The sequence below is a fragment of the Nocardiopsis oceani genome (assembly GCF_054777395.1).
In genome coordinates, this window is the sequence record NZ_BAAHAR010000001.1 from 163,986 (window position 1) to 182,956 (window position 18,971).

17 protein-coding genes are annotated in these 18,971 nt (G+C 71.6%); 12 read left to right on the plus strand and 5 right to left on the minus strand.

All coding sequences use genetic code 11. The features are described from left to right. The first annotated feature begins 12 nt into the window (after positions 1 to 12). Positions 13 to 1,302 (plus strand): L-fucose:H+ symporter permease, encoded by a 1,290-nt coding sequence (gene fucP / locus ACYVDG_RS00685; RefSeq protein ID WP_460745639.1) that lies wholly within the window; start codon positions 13 to 15, stop codon positions 1,300 to 1,302. Between the two features lie 51 nt (positions 1,303 to 1,353). Here the strand turns inward: fucP and ACYVDG_RS00690 are convergent, their stop codons facing one another. After that, positions 1,354 to 2,070, minus strand: a complete 717-nt coding sequence (locus tag ACYVDG_RS00690; protein ID WP_460745641.1) for a FadR/GntR family transcriptional regulator — start codon at positions 2,068 to 2,070, stop codon at positions 1,354 to 1,356. Positions 2,071 to 2,169: 99 nt separating this feature from the next. Here ACYVDG_RS00690 and ACYVDG_RS00695 point away from each other — a divergent pair, with 99 nt between their 5' ends. The 7 genes from ACYVDG_RS00695 to ACYVDG_RS00725 all read left to right on the plus strand — a co-directional run bounded on the left by ACYVDG_RS00695 (position 2,170) and on the right by ACYVDG_RS00725 (position 8,360). Beyond that, positions 2,170 to 3,501 carry an enolase C-terminal domain-like protein gene (locus ACYVDG_RS00695; protein WP_460745643.1) on the plus strand — a complete coding sequence of 444 codons (1,332 nt, stop codon included), beginning with the start codon at positions 2,170 to 2,172 and terminating at the stop codon, positions 3,499 to 3,501. Positions 3,502 to 3,511: 10 nt separating this feature from the next. Then, complete coding sequence (locus ACYVDG_RS00700) at positions 3,512 to 4,324, plus strand: amidohydrolase family protein (RefSeq protein WP_460745646.1); 813 nt, start codon at positions 3,512 to 3,514, stop codon at positions 4,322 to 4,324. Then, positions 4,321 to 5,343 carry an aldo/keto reductase gene (locus tag ACYVDG_RS00705; RefSeq protein WP_460745650.1) on the plus strand — a complete coding sequence of 341 codons (1,023 nt, stop codon included), beginning with the start codon at positions 4,321 to 4,323 and terminating at the stop codon, positions 5,341 to 5,343. Before ACYVDG_RS00700 ends, ACYVDG_RS00705 begins: the two co-directional genes overlap by 4 nt. Continuing rightward, positions 5,340 to 6,203, plus strand: a complete 864-nt coding sequence (locus ACYVDG_RS00710; protein WP_460745652.1) for a fumarylacetoacetate hydrolase family protein — start codon at positions 5,340 to 5,342, stop codon at positions 6,201 to 6,203. Before ACYVDG_RS00705 ends, ACYVDG_RS00710 begins: the two co-directional genes overlap by 4 nt. After that, complete coding sequence (locus ACYVDG_RS00715; protein ID WP_460745655.1) at positions 6,200 to 6,955, plus strand: SDR family NAD(P)-dependent oxidoreductase; 756 nt, start codon at positions 6,200 to 6,202, stop codon at positions 6,953 to 6,955. Before ACYVDG_RS00710 ends, ACYVDG_RS00715 begins: the two co-directional genes overlap by 4 nt. 317 nt (positions 6,956 to 7,272) lie before the next feature. Further along, positions 7,273 to 7,803 (plus strand): hypothetical protein, encoded by a 531-nt coding sequence (locus ACYVDG_RS00720; RefSeq protein WP_460745658.1) that lies wholly within the window; start codon positions 7,273 to 7,275, stop codon positions 7,801 to 7,803. Positions 7,804 to 7,919: 116 nt separating this feature from the next. After that, positions 7,920 to 8,360, plus strand: coding sequence for a VOC family protein (locus ACYVDG_RS00725; protein ID WP_460745661.1), 441 nt, complete (start codon positions 7,920 to 7,922; stop codon positions 8,358 to 8,360). An 87-nt stretch (positions 8,361 to 8,447) separates the two neighbouring features. Here the strand turns inward: ACYVDG_RS00725 and ychF are convergent, their stop codons facing one another. After that, on the minus strand, positions 8,448 to 9,533 hold the full coding sequence (gene ychF / locus ACYVDG_RS00730) for a redox-regulated ATPase YchF (protein WP_460745664.1): 1,086 nt from the start codon (positions 9,531 to 9,533) through the stop codon (positions 8,448 to 8,450). A gap of 250 nt (positions 9,534 to 9,783) precedes the next feature. Between ychF and ACYVDG_RS00735 the strand changes: the two genes are divergently transcribed. Next, the gene (locus ACYVDG_RS00735) at positions 9,784 to 10,749 is read left to right on the plus strand and encodes an FkbM family methyltransferase (RefSeq protein WP_460745668.1); all 966 of its coding nucleotides are present in this window, start codon (positions 9,784 to 9,786) and stop codon (positions 10,747 to 10,749) included. Positions 10,750 to 10,784: 35 nt separating this feature from the next. On the opposite strand, the gene ACYVDG_RS00740 is transcribed toward ACYVDG_RS00735, so the two are convergent. Next, positions 10,785 to 11,483, minus strand: a complete 699-nt coding sequence (locus ACYVDG_RS00740; RefSeq protein WP_460745669.1) for an alpha/beta fold hydrolase — start codon at positions 11,481 to 11,483, stop codon at positions 10,785 to 10,787. Between the two features lie 152 nt (positions 11,484 to 11,635). Beyond that, positions 11,636 to 12,925, minus strand: a complete 1,290-nt coding sequence (locus ACYVDG_RS00745) for an MFS transporter (protein WP_460745672.1) — start codon at positions 12,923 to 12,925, stop codon at positions 11,636 to 11,638. Positions 12,926 to 13,124: 199 nt separating this feature from the next. Between ACYVDG_RS00745 and ACYVDG_RS00750 the strand changes: the two genes are divergently transcribed. Continuing rightward, entirely contained in the window at positions 13,125 to 14,132 is a 1,008-nt protein-coding gene (locus tag ACYVDG_RS00750) for a LacI family DNA-binding transcriptional regulator (protein ID WP_460745675.1), read from the plus strand. A 44-nt stretch (positions 14,133 to 14,176) separates the two neighbouring features. Here ACYVDG_RS00750 and ACYVDG_RS00755 read toward each other — a convergent pair whose 3' ends face one another. Further along, positions 14,177 to 16,657 carry a beta-glucosidase gene (locus tag ACYVDG_RS00755; protein WP_460745677.1) on the minus strand — a complete coding sequence of 827 codons (2,481 nt, stop codon included), beginning with the start codon at positions 16,655 to 16,657 and terminating at the stop codon, positions 14,177 to 14,179. Positions 16,658 to 16,878: 221 nt separating this feature from the next. On the opposite strand from ACYVDG_RS00755, the gene ACYVDG_RS00760 reads away from it, so the two are divergent. After that, the gene (locus ACYVDG_RS00760) at positions 16,879 to 18,222 is read left to right on the plus strand and encodes a DNA recombination protein RmuC (protein WP_460745680.1); all 1,344 of its coding nucleotides are present in this window, start codon (positions 16,879 to 16,881) and stop codon (positions 18,220 to 18,222) included. Between the two features lie 192 nt (positions 18,223 to 18,414). Further along, positions 18,415 to 18,945 carry a DUF6542 domain-containing protein gene (locus tag ACYVDG_RS00765; protein WP_460745841.1) on the plus strand — a complete coding sequence of 177 codons (531 nt, stop codon included), beginning with the start codon at positions 18,415 to 18,417 and terminating at the stop codon, positions 18,943 to 18,945. Positions 18,946 to 18,971 lie beyond the last annotated feature (26 nt).

Consider the following 18,971-nt stretch of genomic DNA (forward strand, 5'->3'; position numbering starts at 1 on the left):
CTGCACCCGGGGATGCGGCTCCCCTTCGTCCTGCTGGTCACCTGCTTCGCCGCGTGGGGACTGGCGGGGAACATGACCGACCCCCTCGTCGCGGTGTTCGGCTCCGTGTTCTCCATGGGCGCCTTCCAGTCCGCACTGGTCCAGTTCGCCTACTACGGCGCCTACTTCGCGCTCGCCCTGCCCGCGGCCTGGATCAACTCACGGCTCGGGTACAAGGGCGGAGTCCTCATCGGGCTGGCGCTCGCCGCGAGCGGCGGCATACTGTTCCTCCCCGCGGCCAACGTGATGACCTACTCGATGTTCCTGCTGGCGCTGTTCACCCTCGCCGCGGGCCTTTCCATCCTGGAGACGTCGGCCAACCCCTACGTCATGGCCATGGGACCCAGCGGCTCCGCCACGCGCAGACTGAACTTCGCCCAGGCGTTCAACCCGGTGGGCTCCAACCTCGGGGTTCTCCTCGCCGCGCTGTTCATCCTCCCCCACGTCAACCCCGCGACCGCGGACGAGCGGGCCGCGCTCTCGCAGGGCGAGCTGGAAGCGATGCGCTCCGCCGAACTCCAGGCGGTCATGGGCCCCTATCTCGCCCTGGCCGTGCTCTACGTCCTGATCGCGGTCGCGATCGCCATGGCCAAGGTGCCCCCGCGCAAGTCCCTGGTGTCGGACCACAAGGCCGGGTTCGCCAAACAGAGCGGTTCCCGGCTCCTGCGGCTGGTCCGCAACCGCCGGTACTCCTTCGGAGTGGTCGCCCAGTTCTTCAACATCGCCGCGCAGACCTGCATCTGGACCTTCACGATCCACTACGTGGTGGAGACCCTGGGCGCCAGCCAGACCACCGCCGGGTACTGGCTGCAGGCCTCCCTCCTCGTCTTCCTCGTCTCGCGCTTCGTGATGGTCGCGCTGATGGGCCGCTACGACCCCCGCAAGCTCATGACGCTCATGTGCGTCTTGGGGGTGATCCTCTCACTGGTCGCGGTGGTCTCCGGGAACATCGTCGGCGCGGTGTCGGTGGTCCTGCTGAGCGCCTGCATCTCGCTGCTCTTCCCCACGATCTACGGCATCGCGCTCAAGGGCCTGGGCGGCGACACCAAGTACGGAGCGGCCGGGCTGGTGATGGCGATCGTCGGTGGGGCCCTGGTCCCGCTGCTGCACGGCTGGACGGTCGACGTCTCCTCCGCCCAACTGAGCTTCCTGGTCGTGACCGGCTGCTTCCTGGTGATCGTCGGCTACGGCGTGTACGTCCTGCGCGTCCCCACCGGGGAGGCCGAGGACGCGGTCGACGCCGAGCAGGACCGCGAGGCCTGACCGGGGACTGCTCCTGCCCGTGCAGGCCACCGCCGGCGGCTCCCGCGAAGGTCAGCCGTCCAGGTGGGCGGCCACCTGCGCGAGGTGGTTGTACATGGCAGCGCGGGCCGCGACCGGATCACCCGAGGCGACGGCCGCCAGGATCGCCAGGTGCTCCTGGTGCGTCGTCACCAAGCGCCCGGAGCGGTGCATGGACTGCCACATCCGCATCCGCAGGGTGGGGCGCGCCACGGCGTCGATCAGGGCCCCGAGGATCGGGTTCCGGGAGACCTCCGCGAGCTCTCGGTGGAACCGCAGGTCCTGGTCCATCGCCGCCTCGTGGTCGAGCTCCTCGATCGCCGGTTCGGCCGACTCCAGCAGGGCCGACAGCCGCTCCACATCCTCGTCCGTGCGGCGGGTGGCGGCCATCCCGGCCGACTCCACCTCCAGGGACCTGCGCACGACGTGCAGGTCGTGGGTCGACTGGCCGCCCTGCAGCCCGGACCAGAACACCAGCGGACGCAACAGCAGGTGCGGATCGAGCGGGGTCACCGTCGTGCCCGAGCCCTGCCGGGTCTCCAGCACGCCCATGGCGACGAGCGCCCGCACCCCCTCGCGCAGGGAGCTGCGCGAGACCCCGAACCGCTCCGCCAGCAGCGGTTCGACGGGCAGGCGGTCCCCCGGCCCCACCTCACCGGACACGAGCATGTCCTGGATCCCCTGGACGACCACGTCGTGCTGGGACGGATGGCGCTCGGGGATCCGGCGCGGGGACGCGTCTTCGCTCATGGGGACTCTCGGTGCTCGCCGGATCGGACCGGAACGGGTGGTGCGGGTTCAGACCTCTAGGCTAGACTCAAATACATCAGATGAATGGGAGGTTCGTGGGTGGCCCGCATCACCTCGATCGACCTGGCCGACGTCCGGTTCCCCACCTCGGAATCACTCGACGGCTCCGACGCGATGAACCACGACGCCGACTACTCCGCCGCCTATCTTCGACTCAACACCGACGACGACGCCCTGTACGGCTGCGGCTTCACCTTCACCATCGGCCGCGGCAACGACATCTGCCTGCGGGCCGTAGACGCACTCTCCGCACGCCTCATCGGACGCGACGTCGCCGAACTCGGCCGACGGCCCGGGGACGCCTACCGGGAACTGGCCGCCGACTCCCAGCTCCGCTGGCTCGGCCCCGACAAGGGCGTGGTGCACCTGGCCCGCGCCGCCGTCCTGAACGCCCTCTGGGACCTCGCGGCACGCGCGGCCGGCCTGCCGCTGTGGCAGCTCGTCTGCGACATGGACCCCGAAGCGCTCGTCGACGCACTCGACCTGAGCTACCTCTCCGACGCGCTCACCCGCGACGAGGCGGTCGCCATGCTGCGCGACCAGCGCCCCCACCACGCCCAACGGATCGAGCAGCTGGGCCGCGACGGCTCCCCCTGCTACACCACGTCGGCCGGGTGGATGGGGTACTCCGACGCCAAACTCGAACGCCTGTGCCGCCAAGCCGTCGCCGACGGCTACCGGCACGTGAAACTCAAGGTCGGCGCCGACCCCGCCGACGACGAACGCCGCATCGCCGTCGCCCGTGCCGCCATCGGGCCCGACACCCGCCTGATGATCGACGCCAACCAGGTGTGGGACGTCCCCGAAGCCGTCGAACGGGTCAAGGCGCTCACCCACCACGACCTCCTGTGGATCGAGGAGCCCACCAGCCCCGACGACGTCCTCGGCCACCGCGCCATCGCCGACGCCGTACGCCCCAACGGTGTCGGGGTGGCCACCGGCGAGCACGGCATGAACCGCGTCCTCTTCAAGCAGATGCTGCAGGCCGACGCCCTGGACTTCGTCCAGATCGACTCGTGCCGGTTGGCCAGCGTCAACGAGATCGTCCCCGTCCTGCTGATGGCCCGGAAGTTCGGCAAGCCGGTGTGCCCGCACGCCGGGGGCGTGGGCCTGTGCGAGCTGGTCAACCACCTGGTGGTGATCGACCACGTCGCGGTCTCCGGCCCGGTCGAGGGCCGGGTCGCCGAGTTCGTCGACCACCTGCACGAACACTTCGTGGACCCCTGCGTGGTCCGCGACGGCGCCTACACCCTGCCCCGGGCACCGGGGTACTCCTCGGAGATCCGCCCGGAATCGCTCGCCGCCTGGACCTGGCCGCACGGCTCGGAGTGGGTCCGGCGCGGCGGCGCCCCGACCCGCGACCAGCGTTGAGGGGGGCTCCGTGATCACCGACGCCCACCTGCACACCTGGGACACCGCCGAGGTCGGGATCGGCTGGCTGGCCGAAGCGGGCCTGCCCGGACGCGCTCCCCTCCCGGAGGATCCCGGCCCCCGCCGCTACGTGCTCGTAGAAGCCGACGCCGACGAGCGCTGGCAGGAGACCGCCTGGCTCGTCCGAGTGGCCCGGCGGGACCGCCGGGTCCACGGGGTCGTGGCCGGGGCCGCCCTCGAAGGATCGGGGATCGCGGCCGGACTGGACTGGCTGGCGGAACTGCCGGAGGTCGTCGGGGTCCGGCGGCTCCTCCAGGACCGGGGGCTCTTCACGGATTCGGGCCTGCTCGGCGGGCTGCGGCTCCTGGCCGAGCGGGAGATGCCCTTCGACGCCTGCGTCCGGGCCCGCGAACTGCCCGAACTCACCAACCTGCTGGCCCGAGTCCCCGAGCTCGACGTGGTCCTCGACCACATGGGCAAACCCCCGGTGGGGGACACCGCGGCCCTGCGCCGCTGGGAGGCGGACCTGGCCCGGACAGCCGAACTCCCGCACGTGCACTGCAAGCTCTCCGGCCTGCCCGCCGAATGCCCGGACGGTATCGTGCCCGACTCAGTGGTCGAGGACGCCGTCGGCCACGCCCTGCGGGTCTTCGGCACCGACCGCTGCATGGTCGGCAGCGACCGCCCGGTCAGCCGGGACCGGGCCCCGGGCCGGGGTCCGGACCGGGACTGGTGCGCACGGGTCCTCGACCTCGTGCCGGGCGACCAGCGGGAGCGGGTGGCCCACCTCAACGCCTCGAAGGTCTACCGGAGGACGCGATGACACCCGAGAGCGGTCCCCCTTCCCCCCGGCCGGCCGGGCACCCGCCCCGGCCCCTACCCGACCGCCTCTACGCAGCCTTCGGCCCTCTTGGGTTCGGCACAGCCCAGTTCGGCAACCTCGGCGGCGAGATCGACGCAGCGACCTGCCTCGACGCCGTGGACGCGGCGTGGGACCAAGGGGTGCGCTACTTCGACACCGCACCCCACTACGGCCTGGGACTGTCCGAGACACGGCTCGGCCGGGCGCTCGCGGGAAGGCCCGAGGGAAGCTACGCCGTCTCCACCAAGGTCGGACGGCTGCTGAGGCCCAATCCCCGTCCCACGGGCAGCGACCGGGCGGAGGGCTTCCACGTGGCCGACACCCTCACCCGCGAGCACGACCTCTCCGCCGACGGCGTCCACCGCGGCCTCGAGGAATCCCTCGAACGGCTGGGCACGGACTCCGTCGACATCGTGTGGATCCACGACCCCGAGGAGACCGACGGCGGTGAAGCGCTCAGCGGGGCCGTTCCGGCGCTGGAACGCCTGCGCGACGAGGGCGCCATCGCCGCGTGGGGTGTGGGTTCCAAGGACCCGGCGGCGATCAAGTACTTCGTCGACCGCGCCGCCCCGGACCTGGTCATGCTCGCGGGCCGCTACACCCTGCTGGAACAGGAGCGGGTGGGGCTGATGTCGGCCTGCCTGGACCGAGGGGTCGGCGTGGTCGCCGCGGGCGCCTTCAACTCGGGGCTGCTCGCCCGCGACCGGCCGCCGGACGACGCCTGGTACGAGTACGCCCCCGCCCCGCCCCGGGTAGTGGAGCGGGCGAGGGTGCTCGCCGCGGTCGCTCGCGAACACGGCGTCAGCCTGCCGCAGGCCGCGCTGGCCTTCCCCCGCAGGCACCCCGCCGTCGTCAACGTGACCGTCGGGATGCCCACCCGGGGACAGGTGGCGAAGAACCTGGCCCTGACCGGCGCGGACATCCCCGAAGAGTTCTGGACGGACCTCCGTGCACGAGGTCTGACGAAGGAGGACAAGTGAAGCTGACGCGACGGGGCGAGCCGGGCCGCGAGGTCCCGGTCGCCGAAATCGACGGCGTCGCCTGGGACGCGACACCGGTCGGGGACTTCGACCCGGAGTTCTGGGCGAACGACGGCCCGAGGCGGCTGCGCAGGCTCGCGGACACCGGCGAACTCCGTGCCTGGGCGGACGGGGACTCCGCGAACCTGCGGTACGGCGCCCCGGTGCGCGCACCCTCCGCGGTCATCTGCATCGGGCAGAACTACGCGGCGCACGCCGCCGAGTCCGGTTCCCCGCCGCCCGAACGGCCCGTCGTCTTCCTCAAGACCCCGAACACCCTCGCCGGCCCCGACGACACCGTCACCCTCGCCCGCGGTTCCGAGAAGACCGACTGGGAGGTCGAGCTCGGCATCGTCATCGGCTCCCCCGCCGCCTACTGCGACACGGCAGAGGAGGCCGCGCGGCACATCGGCGGCTTCGTGCTCGCCAACGACCTGTCCGAGCGGACGTTCCAGTTCGAGGAGTCCGGGGGCCAGTGGAGCAAGGGCAAGTGCAGCCCCGGCTACATGCCGCTCGGCCCGTGGGTGGTCACCGCGGACGCGTTCGAGTCCGACGACGTGCGCCTGCGCTCCTGGGTCAACGGCGAGCCGCGACAGGACTCGCGCACCTCGGACATGCTCTTCGGCTGCGCCGAACTGGTCCGCGACCTGTCCCAGTACATGCGGCTCGAACCCGGGGACGTGGTCTCCACGGGTACGCCCCAGGGAGTGGCGCTGTCCGGGAAATACCCCTACCTGCGGCCGGGCGACGTGGTCGAGGTGGAGATCGAGGGGCTGGGACGCCAGCGGCAGGTGTGCCGGGCGTGGGAGGGACAGCGGTGAGCGGCCGGTTCGAGGGGCGCAAGGCCGTGGTGACCGGCGGGGCCTCCGGCATCGGCCGGGCCACCGCGGACCTGCTCGCCGCCGAGGGAGCCGAGGTGGCGGTGCTCGACCCGGTCCGGCCCGAGTCCCGGGGCCACCCGCACCTCTGGGAAGAGTGCGACGTCTCCGACAGAGCCTCCGTCGAAGGCGCGGTGAACAGCGCGGTCCGGGCTCTCGGAGGCCTCGACGTCCTGGTCAACAACGCGGGTGTCGGTGCGCAGGGGGACGTCACCGCCAACCCCGACGAGGAGTGGCAGCGGGTCCTGGACGTGAACGTCGTCGGTATGGCCCGTGCCGCCCGGGCCGCACTCCCCCACCTGCGCGCCTCCGATGCCGCCTCGATCACCCACACTGCCTCGATCGCCGCCACAGCGGGCCTGCCGGACCGGGTGCTGTACTCGGCGACGAAGGGCGCGGTGATGGCCATGAGCGCCGCGATGGCCGCCGACCACGTCCGCGAGGGCGTGCGGGTCAACTGTGTGGCGCCGGGCACCGCGGACACCCCGTGGATCGGCAGGCTGCTGGACCGGGCGGCGGACTCCGGGGCCGAACGGGCGGCCTTGGAGGCCAGGCAACCCCACGGGCGGTTGGTCAGCGCGGAGGAGGTGGCCCGCGCGGTCGCCTACCTCGCCGACCCCCTCAACCGGTCCACCGTGGGTGTGTGCCTGGCGGTGGACGGCGGAATGGACGCGATCCGGCCGCGGGCACGGTAGCGGGGCCGATTGCGGACACTGCGAAGGGGAGGTACCGGGGCGGTTCGACCAGGTCGAGCCGCCCTTTTCGGTGTCCGCCGATGTTCTGGCCGCATGAGGACAGCTGTTCTTGTTGCCTTTCTCTCGACCACTCTTGCAATCTGTTTCCGTTGCCTTGGCCGACAGTTCAGGAAACGAACAGACGCCCACCTGGAACCGAGTTTCCATTCGGAACCGAGTTCCCATCATTCGCTTCATGTTCACCCCGAAAAGGACCTGAACAGGACGAACCCGAGCCCGCACCGTACTCACCAAAGCATAAATGGATCAACCAAGGTTTGATCGACATCCGTGCGGATAACCGGAACCAGAAAGGCTCCCCCGTGAAGTTCACAAGCCTGACCGCGATCGCAAGCGTGTTCACCCTGGCGACAGTAGGCGTCCTTGGCGGCCCCGGCGTCGCGGGGGCCACCACGCCGACAAGCGCTACGGAAGACTCAGGGACTCCGGAGGGAATCGACCTGAGCGAAATCCCGGAAGAGGGCGCCGAAGCCCTGAGTTGCTATGCCGGGGGCCACGGCTGGACCAAGGCAGAGAATTCCATGTACGTTCCGCGGGCCTATCCCGAGGGCGACTGGTTCACCACCAGAGACAACTGCAACGACATCAACGTCATCGTCGATTCCGACGGCCCCCTGGAGATAGAGGTGTGCTTCAACCCGAGCTGGGGGGAACCCTTCTGCCAGGGGGACACCACGACGGTTGGCGAGGATTCGTGGTCCGTCGTCGCGGCCAACGTGGGCCCCAGCACGCTGTACAAGCTCCGCATCCACAGCGACCCCGCGGCCTCCGGCCGGGTAGCAAGCTGACCGGCCTCTGGAAACCCCTAGGACAAGGACTGGCCGGGTGGTCACCGACCACCCGGCCGGGCCGCTCACCGCCGACGGCACTACCGGGGCGAGAGCCGTCCCGTAGGGTGCGCGGCATGGATCAGCGACTCTCCCTCGTCACCCTGGGTGTGCGCGACGTCGCGCGCGCCGGGGACTTCTACGAGGCCGTGGGCTTCGAGCGCCGCCACGACCTCGGCAACATCGTCTTCCTCCCCACCACCGGAACGGTCCTGGCCCTGTACGGCTGGGACGAGCTGGCCGCCGACGCGGGCCTGCCGCCCGCGGGCGAGGGCTTCCGCGGGGTGACCCTGGCGGTGAACCTGGACTCGGCGGCCGACGTCGACCAGGCCTTCGCCGCCTGGCTCGCGGCGGGCGCCACGAGCGTGCGCGCCCCCGTCGCCAAGGAGTGGGGCGGTTACTCCGGCTACCTGTCCGATCCCGACGGGCACCTGTGGGAGGTCGCGCACAACCCCTCGCACGAGCTGATGCGGCTGGATGAGGACGGAAGGCTCACCCTGGCCCGGAAGCGGGACTGAACCGGCCCCCGAGTCGGCGTCGCGGTTCGGAAAACAGCGGGGGGCGGGCCGAAAGCCCGGCCCGCCCCCTGTCTGATGTCGGATGGGTCAGACGTTGAAGCGGAAGTCCACGACATCGCCGTCGGCCATCACGTAGTCCTTGCCCTCCATACGGACCTTGCCCGCGGCGCGGGCGGCCTGCATGTCGCCGGCTTCGACCAGGTCGTTGAAGGAAACGGTCTCGGCCTTGATGAACCCGCGCTGGAAGTCGGTGTGGATGACACCGGCCGCCTCGGGGGCTGTGTCGCCCTTGCGGATGGTCCAGGCGCGGGACTCCTTGGGACCGGCGGTCAGGTAGGTCTGCAACCCCAGCGTGGAGAACCCGACGCGGGCCAGCTGGGCCAGGCCGGACTCGGTCTGCCCGAGCGACTCCAGCAGCTCCTGGGCCTCGTCCTCTTCCAGCTCGGCCAGCTCAGCCTCGATCTTGGCGTCGAGGAAGATGGCCTCGGCCGGGGCGACCAGGTCCTGGAGCTTGGCGCGCAGGGCCTCGTCGGCGAGCTCGTCGCTGTCGAGGTTGAACACGTAGATGAACGGCTTGACGGTGAGCAGGCTCAGCTCACGCAGCCGGTCCACCTCGACGTCCTTGGCCTGGGAGAGCGACACGCCCTCGTTGAGCACCTCCTGGGCCTCCTTGGCGGCCTTGAGGAGCTCCTGGGCGCCCTTGTCCTTCGCGTTGCGCTTGGCGTCCTTCTCCAAGCGCGGAACGGCCTTCTCCAGGGTCTGGAGGTCGGCGAGGATGAGCTCGGTGTTGATGGTCTCGATGTCGCGGGAGGGCTCGATGTCGCCGTCGACGTGCGTGACGTCGGCGTCCTCGAAGGCCCTGATGACCTGGCAGATGGCGTCGCTCTCGCGGATGTTCGCGAGGAACTTGTTCCCCAGGCCCTCGCCGGTGGAGGCGCCGCGCACGATGCCCGCGATGTCGACGAAGTCCACCGTGGCCGGCAGGATCTTCGCCGAGCCGAAGATCTCGGCCAGCTTCGCGAGCCGGGCATCGGGCACGCCCACGACTCCGACATTGGGCTCGATGGTCGCGAACGGGTAGTTCGCGGCCAGAGCGTCGTTCTTGGTCAGCGCGTTGAAGAGGGTGGACTTGCCAACGTTGGGCAGGCCGACGATCCCGATAGACAGACTCACAAGCCCAGAGTCTATGCGGATCGGCGGGCCGACCAGTCCTTCTCCCGCGGTGAAGCGAATCCCACCGAAGAAATCCAATCGCGAAAACACGCTGCACCGCCCCCATTACTCAGAGTAGGTTCGGAGGCGTCGCCGGGCACCGCGGCCGGAAGCCGGGCAGACCCGTCCGGACCACGAGCGCACCCATCGGACGACGGGGCGTCTGCTGTTCCCGGCCACCACGGCACCGTTCTTTTGGGGAGAAGACACTGTGGTCCAAGACCAGTTGCGTGCGCTCGTACGCCGCTACCCGCTCGTGCGTTTCGCCACCCGGCAGATCCGCGTCCACCTGCCCAAGCGGCTCGGCGGCCTCGACCCGGCCCGGGTCCCGCCGTGGCACCGCCGCTTCGCGCTGGTCCTGCCCCGCCCGGCGGACGACCGGCGCAAGGTCGGTCCGGACGAGCTCGCCCTCCAGATGCCGGGCGACCTGACGGTCCCCCGCCGCCTGGCCGAGTTCGGCCTGACCAGGCACCAGCCCGACAGCCTCGCGATCTTCATGGCGATCCTCGACCACACGCGCCCGGGAGCGGTTCTCGACATCGGCTCCGGGGTGGGGGTGTACTCCATGCTCGCCGCCGCGCGCACGCGCCGCCCCGTCTTCGCCTTCGAACCCACTCCGGAGCTCGCGTCGGCCGCGCGCGCCGTCTCCGCAGCGGCCGACCTCGGCTTCACCGTCGTCGACCTGGCCCTGAGCAACCACAACGGGGCCGGCCACCTGCGGCGGGCACTGCACAACGACATGTGCAACCGGCTCGTACACACCGCACGCGCCGGACTCGCGCACATCGCCGTCCGCACCGCCACCCTGTCCCGCTGGAACGAGACCGCCGCGACCTTCCCGACCGTGGTCAAGATCGACACCGCCGGCACCGAACCCGACGTGGTCGCGGGCGGCCTGGAGGTCCTGCGCCGCTACCGGCCCTGGGTCATGGTGAAGGTGCGCCCCGGGCGGGGCGTGGAGGAGCGGCTGATGGCCCTCATGGATCCGCTGGAGTACCTGTGGTTCCCGGTCAACGGCGAGCCGCCCCACGAGCCCCGGAGCGAGATCTGCGGGCTCGCCTCCCCTGCGTGGGAGCGGATGTGGATCCTCGCGCCGGAGGACCCGCCCGCTGACTTCTGGGACTCGGCGGTCGCCTGGCGCAAAGCCCTCGACGAGTGCCGGGGGAAACCCGTCTGAACCGCGAGTATGACCCGGTGCCGGGCCGGGTCGGCTCAGATCCAGCCGTCCAGGGCGGTGACCAGTCCCGGCAAGTCGTCGCGGTGCACGCAGTGGCCCGCCCCCTCGACCGTGCGGACGGTGAACCCCCGCTCCCTCAGCACCGCCCCGCCCTCGGGACCGATCGGCGAGCCCTCCCCCGCGAGCACCGCCAGCGTGGGCACCTCCGGCGCCTTGGGGTAGTGGTCCTCCCCGCACACCTCGGCGAAGACCCAGTCGTGGAAGGCCGGGTCGAAGGCGGCGAAACCGTCCAGCTCGAGGTGCACGTCCGCGTCGCTCCACCGGGGGTGCAGCTCGCGCACGCGGTCGGCGTCCGCGTCGGCGAACACCTCCCGCATCCGCTCGGCCGCGCCCTCAGGCGGGACCGGGATGCGGAACGAGGGGTCCACGTAGACGGCCCGGGACGGGCGCAGGTGTTCCAAGGCCAGGGACAGCGCCACGCACCCGATGGAGTGGCCCACGGCCAGGTCCGCACCGACCGGGAGCGAGTCCACGAGGTCCTGTCTGAGCGCCTCGAACGAGTACTCGCCGCGCGGACTGCGGCCGTGTCCGCGCAGGTCGACACCGATGACCCGGTACCCCCGGCCGAGGAGTTCGTCCTCGACGGCGTGCCAGGTCCGGTGCAGGGACGCGGCCCCGTGCACGAGGAGCGCCGTCCGGTCTCCTTCTCCGCTGCTGTAGGTCGCGAGGCGCATGTGGGGGCCTTTCTCCCGAGCCGGGGGATGTCACGGGCGGTTCCGGAAAGCGTGTGGGCTCGGATGCCCTACGGCAACCCCCGCCGTTGGCCGGTTGCGGACAGCGCTCCGGGTTTCCCGGGGCCGGGTTCCCCTGGTCGGCGTTCCCTGGGTCAGCGGATTCCGCGGACGAAGCAGATGGTGAGGGCGCCCACCAGCCCGAGGACGGAACCGACGAGGAACAGGGAGCCGTATCCGCCCAGGTGGAGGATGATCAGCGAGGCGATGAACGGGGCGATGACCTGGGGCCCGGCGGCGGCGATGTTGAAGACGCCCATGTCGCGGGCGGCGTCCCCCTTGTTGGGCAGCACCAGGGTGGCCAGCGCGGTGTCGACGGCGACGAACGACCCGAAGGACAGCCCCATGGCCACGGCGAAGACGAGCATCCCGGTCCAGGTGGGCACGGCGAACGGGATGAGCATCGACAGCGAGGCGAGCACTCCGGAGGCGATCGCGAACTGCCTGCGCCGGTCGAGGCGGTCCGACAGCGGCCCCAGGACGATGCTGGCGACGATCATGCTGCTCGCCATGAGCAGGACGACCAGGGTGACGCCCTGCGCCGGCACCAGGGAGGCGGGGAGCTCGACGTGGTAGTCGAGGATGTAGAGCGTGAAGCTCGAGATGATGAAGTAGCCCAGGTACATCACGGCCCGGCTGACCAGGACGAGCAGGAAGTTGCGGTGGCTCAGAGCGGAGAGGAAGCGGCCCAGTGAGCGCAGGGGATTGGCCGGGCCCTCCCGCCTGGGCGGCGGCGGGGGGAGCTCGTCGCCGCGCGGGTCGTGCGTGAGCGAGGTGAGCAGCACGGCCACGGCCACGACCAGGCCGCCGAGCGCGACGTAGCCGAAGGTCAGGTTCGAGGAGAGGGCTGTGGCCAGGGCGGTGCCCAGGATGCCGCCCGCGGCGACGGCGATGCCCAGGGCCGCGGCCGCGCTGCCGCGGCGGTCCTCGGGTACGCGGTCGGGGACGACGGCGGTGACGGCGGCCTGGTGGAAGTTCATCGCCCCCTGTGCCAGGCACCAGCCGAGGGCGACCATCAGCAGGGAGTCGGCCAACCCCATGACCAGGACCAGGGCCAGGGAGACGACCGCGGCCCCGAGGATCCACGGGTTCCGGCGCCCCCAGCGCGTGCGGGTGCGGTCGGAGAGCGCGCCGCCCAGCGGGTTGAACACGACCCCGAAGACGGCGGCCACGCCGGAGACCAGGCCGAGGTTGGCGACGGCGGCCTCCTCGTTCCCGGGGAAGAGCCCTTGGACGTGCAGCGGGAGCAGGACCGAGCCGATCCCGATGTAGAAGGCGTTGAAGCCGAGGGCGCCGAGCCCGACCATCGGGATGACCCGGCGCATGCCGCGCGGCCCGGACGCCGGGGGTGGGGGGTGGGGGTCGGTGGTCGTGGACTGGGCCATGCGTGTCTCCACGTATCTGAGGGGGCGCGCTGGGGTCCTCCCTGGTCACGGGTTCGGGAGTAATCCTGGTCACGCTGATTATACGATTAAGCTAAGTGACACGTTTAACCATGTCAACGCCCTCCCGCAACACCGGCTTCACGCCCTAGCGCGTACCGCCCGCGAACCAGGCGCCTCCCGCGCAAGGCAGGATGAACTCATGACCTCCATCCGTCCACGACCCGCCACCATCACCGACATCGCCCGGCAGGCGGGGGTGTCCACCGCCACCGTGTCCTACGTGCTCAACGACGCCCCCGGATCCCGCATCCCGGAGTCCACGCGGAGCAGGGTGCGCGCGGCCGCCGACGAACTCGGGTACGTCCCGCACTCCAGTGCCCGCTCCCTGCGCACCGGGACGAGCGACGTGGTGCTGTACGTCCAGCTGGAGAACGTGCGCGGGCAGCTGGCCGCGGACTTCACGCACGAACTGACGCTCGGTGTGCGGGAACTGGGCTACACCTTCATGCAGTACGGCGCCGAACCGCACCGCGGGGTCAAGGCCGCCCGGAACTGGGCACGCCTGCGCCCCGCCGCGGTCATCGCGGGCTTCGACCGCCTCACCCCCGCCGGGGTCGAGCTGATGCGCAAAGCGGGCATCAGCGTCCTGGCCGCGGGCGGGACCAGCGAGGCCGCCAAGGAGCTCGGGGTCTCCCGGCTGGCCATGGACCACAGCGGCGTGGGCCGGGTCGCCGCCGAGCACCTGCTGGGGCGCGGCCACCGGGAGCTCGCAGCCGTAGTGCCCACGCCGGACACCCTGAGGCAGATGGGGACCGAGCGGCTGGCCGGGCTGCGCGAGACCGCCGAGGCGGCCGGGGCCCGGGTCCGCCCGTACGAGATGGACTGGTCCCCCGAGTCCGCGACCGCCCTGGTGGCCCGGTGGCGGCGGGAGGGGATGCCCCAGGGCGTGTTCGGCTACAACGACGAGTTCAGCGGTCTGCTTCTCGGCGCCCTGCTGGACGCCGGTGTCCGTGTGCCCGAAGAGGTGGGCCTGGTGGGCACGGACGACGTGATGCTGTGCCGGATGCTGCGCCCCCAGCTGAGCAGCGTGCGGATGGACCGCGGGGACGTGTCGGACATGGCACGGTGCATCGTCGACGTGATCAGGGGCGGCCCCCGGGCCGACTTCTCCCCCTGGACCCCGACCATGGTCCAGCGCCAGACCTGAGGGCCGGGTCTGAAGGGCCGCCGCGCCCGATCACCCGGCCCCGGCTACCGCACCTCGACCGGGGCGGTCAGGCGGACGTCCCCATGGGAACGGCCCACGCGCACTTCGTAGCCGCCGGGGACGTACTCCCACTCATCGGCGTCGGGTGCCCAGGTGCGGATGGCGTCGCGCGGCAGGGCCACGACCGCCTCCACGGACTCCCCAGCGGCGGCGCTCACCGCGGCGAAGCCCGCCAGGGCACTGGCCGGGCGGTCGCCGGGCTCGTTCGGGACGAGGTACACCTGCACGACCTCGTTCCCCGCGCGCTCCCCCGTGTTGGTCACCCGCACCCGGACGGTGGCCAGGAGCTCCTCCCCGTCCTCGGCACGCTGCCCCGGGGCGGCCAGCTCCACCTCGACGCCGTCGTAGCGCCATTCGGTGTAGGACAGCCCGTGGCCGAAGCAGAAGGCCGGTTCGGTTCCGGCGCGCTCCCAGGCGCGGTAGCCGACGAACACGCCCTCGGAGTAGTCCAGGGCCCCGTCGGTCGGGACGACGCCGAGCACCGGCACGTCCTTCTCCTCGGCCGGCCAGGTGGTGGGCAGGCGTCCGGAGGGGTCGCGGCGGCCGAGCAGGACGTCGGCCAGGGCCCCGCCCAGTTCCTGTCCGCCGAACCAGGTGAGGAGGATGCCCGAGACGTCCTCGCGCCAGGGCATCTCCACCGGGGCACCCGCGTTGACCACGACCACGGTCCGCTCGTTGACGGCGGCGACGCGGGCGACCAGCTCGTCCTGGCGGCCGGGGAGGGCGAGCTCGGAACGGTCGAATCCCTCGGATTCGACGTCGGCCGTGGTGGCCACGACGACGACCGCCGCGTCGGCGCCGCGGGCGGCCTCGACCGCCTCCTCGATGAGGGTGTCCGCGTCGGCCATGGGTGCCCGGTGGACCAGGGTGAACCCGATGAACGCGAAGTCGCCCATGCCCAGGTCCTGGTGGCGCTTCTCCACGTGCAGCCGGACCGGTTCACCCTCGGTGAGGTCCACGGGCAGGGAGGTGGCGGGCGGGTCGAACATCGCCGCCGCCGGGTCGTCGCCCTCGAACACCAGGTCGCCGTCGAAGACCAGGCGCTCTCCGACCGTGAGGCGGTAGCTCCCGGCCCCCGAGACCCCGAAGAGGTGCTCGCCGCCGGGGTCGGGCGTGAAGGTGCCCTCCAGGACGATGCGGTCGAGTTCGGCGTTGGTGACCCCGTCCGGGAGTTCGCCGATCCAGCGGGCGGTGCCGTCCGGCAGCGGCTCGGTGGCCAGGACCCGGCCGTCGGCGGCGAGGAAGGTGGCGGTGAGCCGGGCGGCGACCGCGGGCATGCTGGCGCGGGGGTCGGCACCCACCGCGTAGGTGAGCTCGGTGCCTTCGGGCAGGGCCGCACGCAGGCCCGCCAACGGGGTGACGGTCCGTTCGGCGAAGACGCTGGCGCTGCCGCCGCCGCTGGTGCGGGCCTCGGAGGCGGCCAGGCCGATCAGCGCCACGCGGTCGGTGCCTGCGGGCTCGACGGGCAGCGCGGCGTTCTCGTTGCGCAGGAGCACGAAGGAGCGGGTGGCGACCTCCCGGGCGATGGCGCGCCCGTCCAGCTCGGAGGGCCGGTCGGCGGGGGCCACCACGGGCTCGGCTCCCTCCAGCAGCCCCACTCGGGCGGCCAGGTGCAGGACGCGGCGGGCGAGTGCGTTCACGGCCTCCTCGGGGACGCGCCCGTCGCGGACGGCGTCGACGAGGTGCTCTCCGTAGACGGTGTTGGGGCCGGGCATGGCGACGTCGAGTCCGGCGAGGGCGTCCCGGACGGTGTCGCGGGCCCCGGTCCAGTCGGAGACGATGAAGCCGTCGAAGCCCCACTCGTCGCGCAGTACGGAGTTGATGTCGGCGTTCTCGGTCATCGAGACGCCGTTGACCCGGTTGTAGGAGGCCATGACGCCCCAGGGATCGGCCTTGGCGACGATGCGCTCGAAGGGCGCGAGGTAGATCTCGCGGAGGGTGCGCTCGTCCGCGCGCACGTCCACGGTGAAGCGGTCGGTCTCGGAGTCGTTGGCGACGAAGTGCTTGACGGTGGTGGCGACACCGCCGGACTGGACCCCGGCCACGTAGGCGGCCCCGATCTCACCGGTGAGGTAGGGGTCCTCCGAGTAGGTCTCGAAGTGGCGGCCGCCCAGCGGCGACCGGTGCATGTTCACGGCCGGGGCGAGCAGGACGTGGACGCCCTTGCGGTGGGCCTCCTGGGCGAGCAGGCGCCCGGCCTCCCGGACGAGCCCGCGGTCCCAGGTGGCCGCGATGGCGGTGGGGCTGGGGAGCTGGACCGACGGGTCGTTGGGGGTCCACTGCTCACCTCGGACACCGACGGGCCCGTCGGACATCACGAGGCGGCCCAGCCCGATGGCGGGGTTCGCGGGGATCGCCCACATGGACTCGCCGGCGAGCAGGCGGACCCGGCCCTCCAGGTCCAGGGCTGCAAGGGCCTCCTCCACACGGCGGGCGCGGGCGGCGGCGTCGGTCGGTGCGGTCATGTCACTCCCCCAGGTCGGCCGCGTACCACGCGGCTCGGATGTGCCTACCGAGTATTCGGGACGGTGCTTCCCCAAGGTTAAACGAATAACCAGACCGGTCCGCCGACGACCCCCGGGGCCGCTCGGAAACCGGCCACCTAGGGGCTGTCCCCGTGTCCCCGTTGCCCGAAATCCTGCGCGTTGGGCGGCACGAGGCCCCCGGGGCTTGAGAGCATGGCGCCATGGACGCCCTCGCACTCGTACTCGTACTCCTCATCGGCTTGGCCATCGGCGCCGCGGTGGGCTGGCTGCTCGCCCGCGGCCGCGACGCAGAGGCGCGCGCCGACGCCCGGGCCGCGCAGGAGCACGCCGCCTACGTGGAGGAACAGCTCGCCGACCGGTTCCGGGCCCTGTCCGCGCAAGCCCTGGACCAGACCAACCAGCGCTTCCTCGAACTCGCCGAGGGGAGGCTGCGCGCGGTCAGCGCCGAGGCCGGGGGAGACCTGGACGAGCGGCGGCGCGCGGTGGAGCGGATGGTCGAGCCGCTGACCGCGACCCTCAACCGGGTGGAGTCCCAGCTGAGGGAGGTCGACGCAGGGCGGGCCGCCGCGCACGCGGAGCTGGCCAAGCAGGTCGAGTTCGTGCGCGAGGGTTCGGACCGGCTGCGGGACCAGACGCAGTCACTGGTGACGGCCCTGCGCAGGCCCGAGGCGCGCGGCCGGTGGGGTGAACTGCAACTGCGCCGGGTGGCCGAACTGGCCGGGATGGGCGCCCGCTGCGACTTCGAGGAGCAGGCGGTGTCCGGCTCGCAGCGGCCCGACATGGTGGTGCGGCTGGCGGGCGGCAAGAACATCGTCGTGGACTCCAAGGTGCCGCTGGCCGCGTACCTGGACGCGGTGGAGACCGGCGAAGGGCCGGCGGCCGAGGAGCGGTTGCGCGCACACGCCAAGCACGTGCGCACCCACGTGGACCAGCTGTCGTCGAAGTCGTACTGGACGGCGTTCACGCCGGCGCCCGAGTTCGTGGTGCTGTTCATCCCGGGCGAGGCCTTCCTGGCCCCGGCGCTGGAGTACGACCCCGGCCTGCTCGAGTACGCGATGGGCCGACGGGTGCACATCGCCACGCCGACGACACTGATCTCCCTCCTGCGCACGGCCCAGTACGCGTGGCAGCAGGAGGCGCTGAGCGAGAACGCGCGCGAGGTGTTCGACCTCGGCAAGCAGCTGCACGCGCGTCTGTCGACGCTGGGCGGGCACGTGGAGGGCCTGGGCCGGTCACTGACCCGGACGGTGAGCGCCTACAACCAGACGGTGGGTTCGCTGGAGAGCCGGGTCCTGGTGACCGCGCGCCGGTTCGAGGAGCTGGGCCTGGTGGACGGAGACCTGGACCGGCTCTCGGGCGTGGAGGAGCGGCCGCGTACGGTGGCGGCACCGGAGCTCGCGGAACCGGGGCTCACGAGCCAGGAGTCCGACATGCCCGGCATGGACGCGCCGGGTTCGGCCGATGTCGAGGACATTCGGCACGGGGGTAACGGTCACAACGGTTGGACCCAAAACCCGACCGCCGGACGCGAGCACGGAGAGTGACGAAGCGGGCAAGCGCCCGGAAACGACCAGAACCAGGTGGGGAGATCTCGGCGTCCAAAGGGTGGAAGGCACGTTCACCCCGGAAGGGGCAAGTGGCCGAAATGGCGACACGATCCCAGGAAAGACCCTGGAAGTTTCACAAGAAGTGACACACTAAACACTGTGAGTAACAAACTTGGGAGGCGCACGACCATGCCCCCGCGCAAGTCGGACGGTCCGGAGCCCGGACAGGCCCCGTACTTCGTGCGGTCCAACGGTCGCGGCCGGGACGTATCGAACGCGGCCAGGCCGCGCGGAAACGCCGCTGCGGACACCCCACGGCGCCCGCCGCGGCTGACCGGCCGCGGTGGTGTCCTGCTGATCGTCGTCTGCAGCTTCGCCGGAACCATGATCGCCCACCTGGCCTCCGCACCGGCGGCCCCGGGCGCTGCCTTCACCCTCGCCTGCCTGGTCACCGCCGCGCTGGTACGCCCCACCGACCTCCTGTCGCTGTCCGTGAGCCCGCCGATCGCCTACTTCGTCGCCGTGGTGGCCGCCGAGGCCCTGCTGGCCCTGGGCAACGAGGGTTTCGCCCGCGTCCTCATCCTGGGCCTGGCCTCCCGCCTGGCCGAGGTGGCGCCGTGGCTGTTCCTCGGTACCGCCCTGGTCCTGGTCATCGCGGTCTTCCGCGGCCTGCCCGGCAACCTGCGCACCCTCGGCGACGAGCTCAACGGCCGCAAATAGGGCACGCCCGGGGCAGGCCGCCCGAG

Excerpts from the sequence above, each read along its gene's own strand:
- fucP (WP_460745639.1), top strand. The coding sequence starts at position 13 with ATGCGGCTCCCCTTCGTCCTGCTGGTCACCTGCTTCGCCGCGTGGGGA.
- ACYVDG_RS00690 (WP_460745641.1), bottom strand. The coding sequence starts at position 2,070 with ATGAGCGAAGACGCGTCCCCGCGCCGGATCCCCGAGCGCCATCCGTCC.
- ACYVDG_RS00705 (WP_460745650.1), top strand. The coding sequence starts at position 4,321 with ATGACACCCGAGAGCGGTCCCCCTTCCCCCCGGCCGGCCGGGCACCCG.
- ACYVDG_RS00725 (WP_460745661.1), top strand. The coding sequence starts at position 7,920 with ATGGATCAGCGACTCTCCCTCGTCACCCTGGGTGTGCGCGACGTCGCG.
- ACYVDG_RS00740 (WP_460745669.1), bottom strand. The coding sequence starts at position 11,483 with ATGCGCCTCGCGACCTACAGCAGCGGAGAAGGAGACCGGACGGCGCTC.
- ACYVDG_RS00745 (WP_460745672.1), bottom strand. The coding sequence starts at position 12,925 with ATGGCCCAGTCCACGACCACCGACCCCCACCCCCCACCCCCGGCGTCC.
- ACYVDG_RS00750 (WP_460745675.1), top strand. The coding sequence starts at position 13,125 with ATGACCTCCATCCGTCCACGACCCGCCACCATCACCGACATCGCCCGG.
- ACYVDG_RS00755 (WP_460745677.1), bottom strand. The coding sequence starts at position 16,657 with ATGACCGCACCGACCGACGCCGCCGCCCGCGCCCGCCGTGTGGAGGAG.
- ACYVDG_RS00760 (WP_460745680.1), top strand. The coding sequence starts at position 16,879 with ATGGACGCCCTCGCACTCGTACTCGTACTCCTCATCGGCTTGGCCATC.
- ACYVDG_RS00765 (WP_460745841.1), top strand. The coding sequence starts at position 18,415 with ATGCCCCCGCGCAAGTCGGACGGTCCGGAGCCCGGACAGGCCCCGTAC.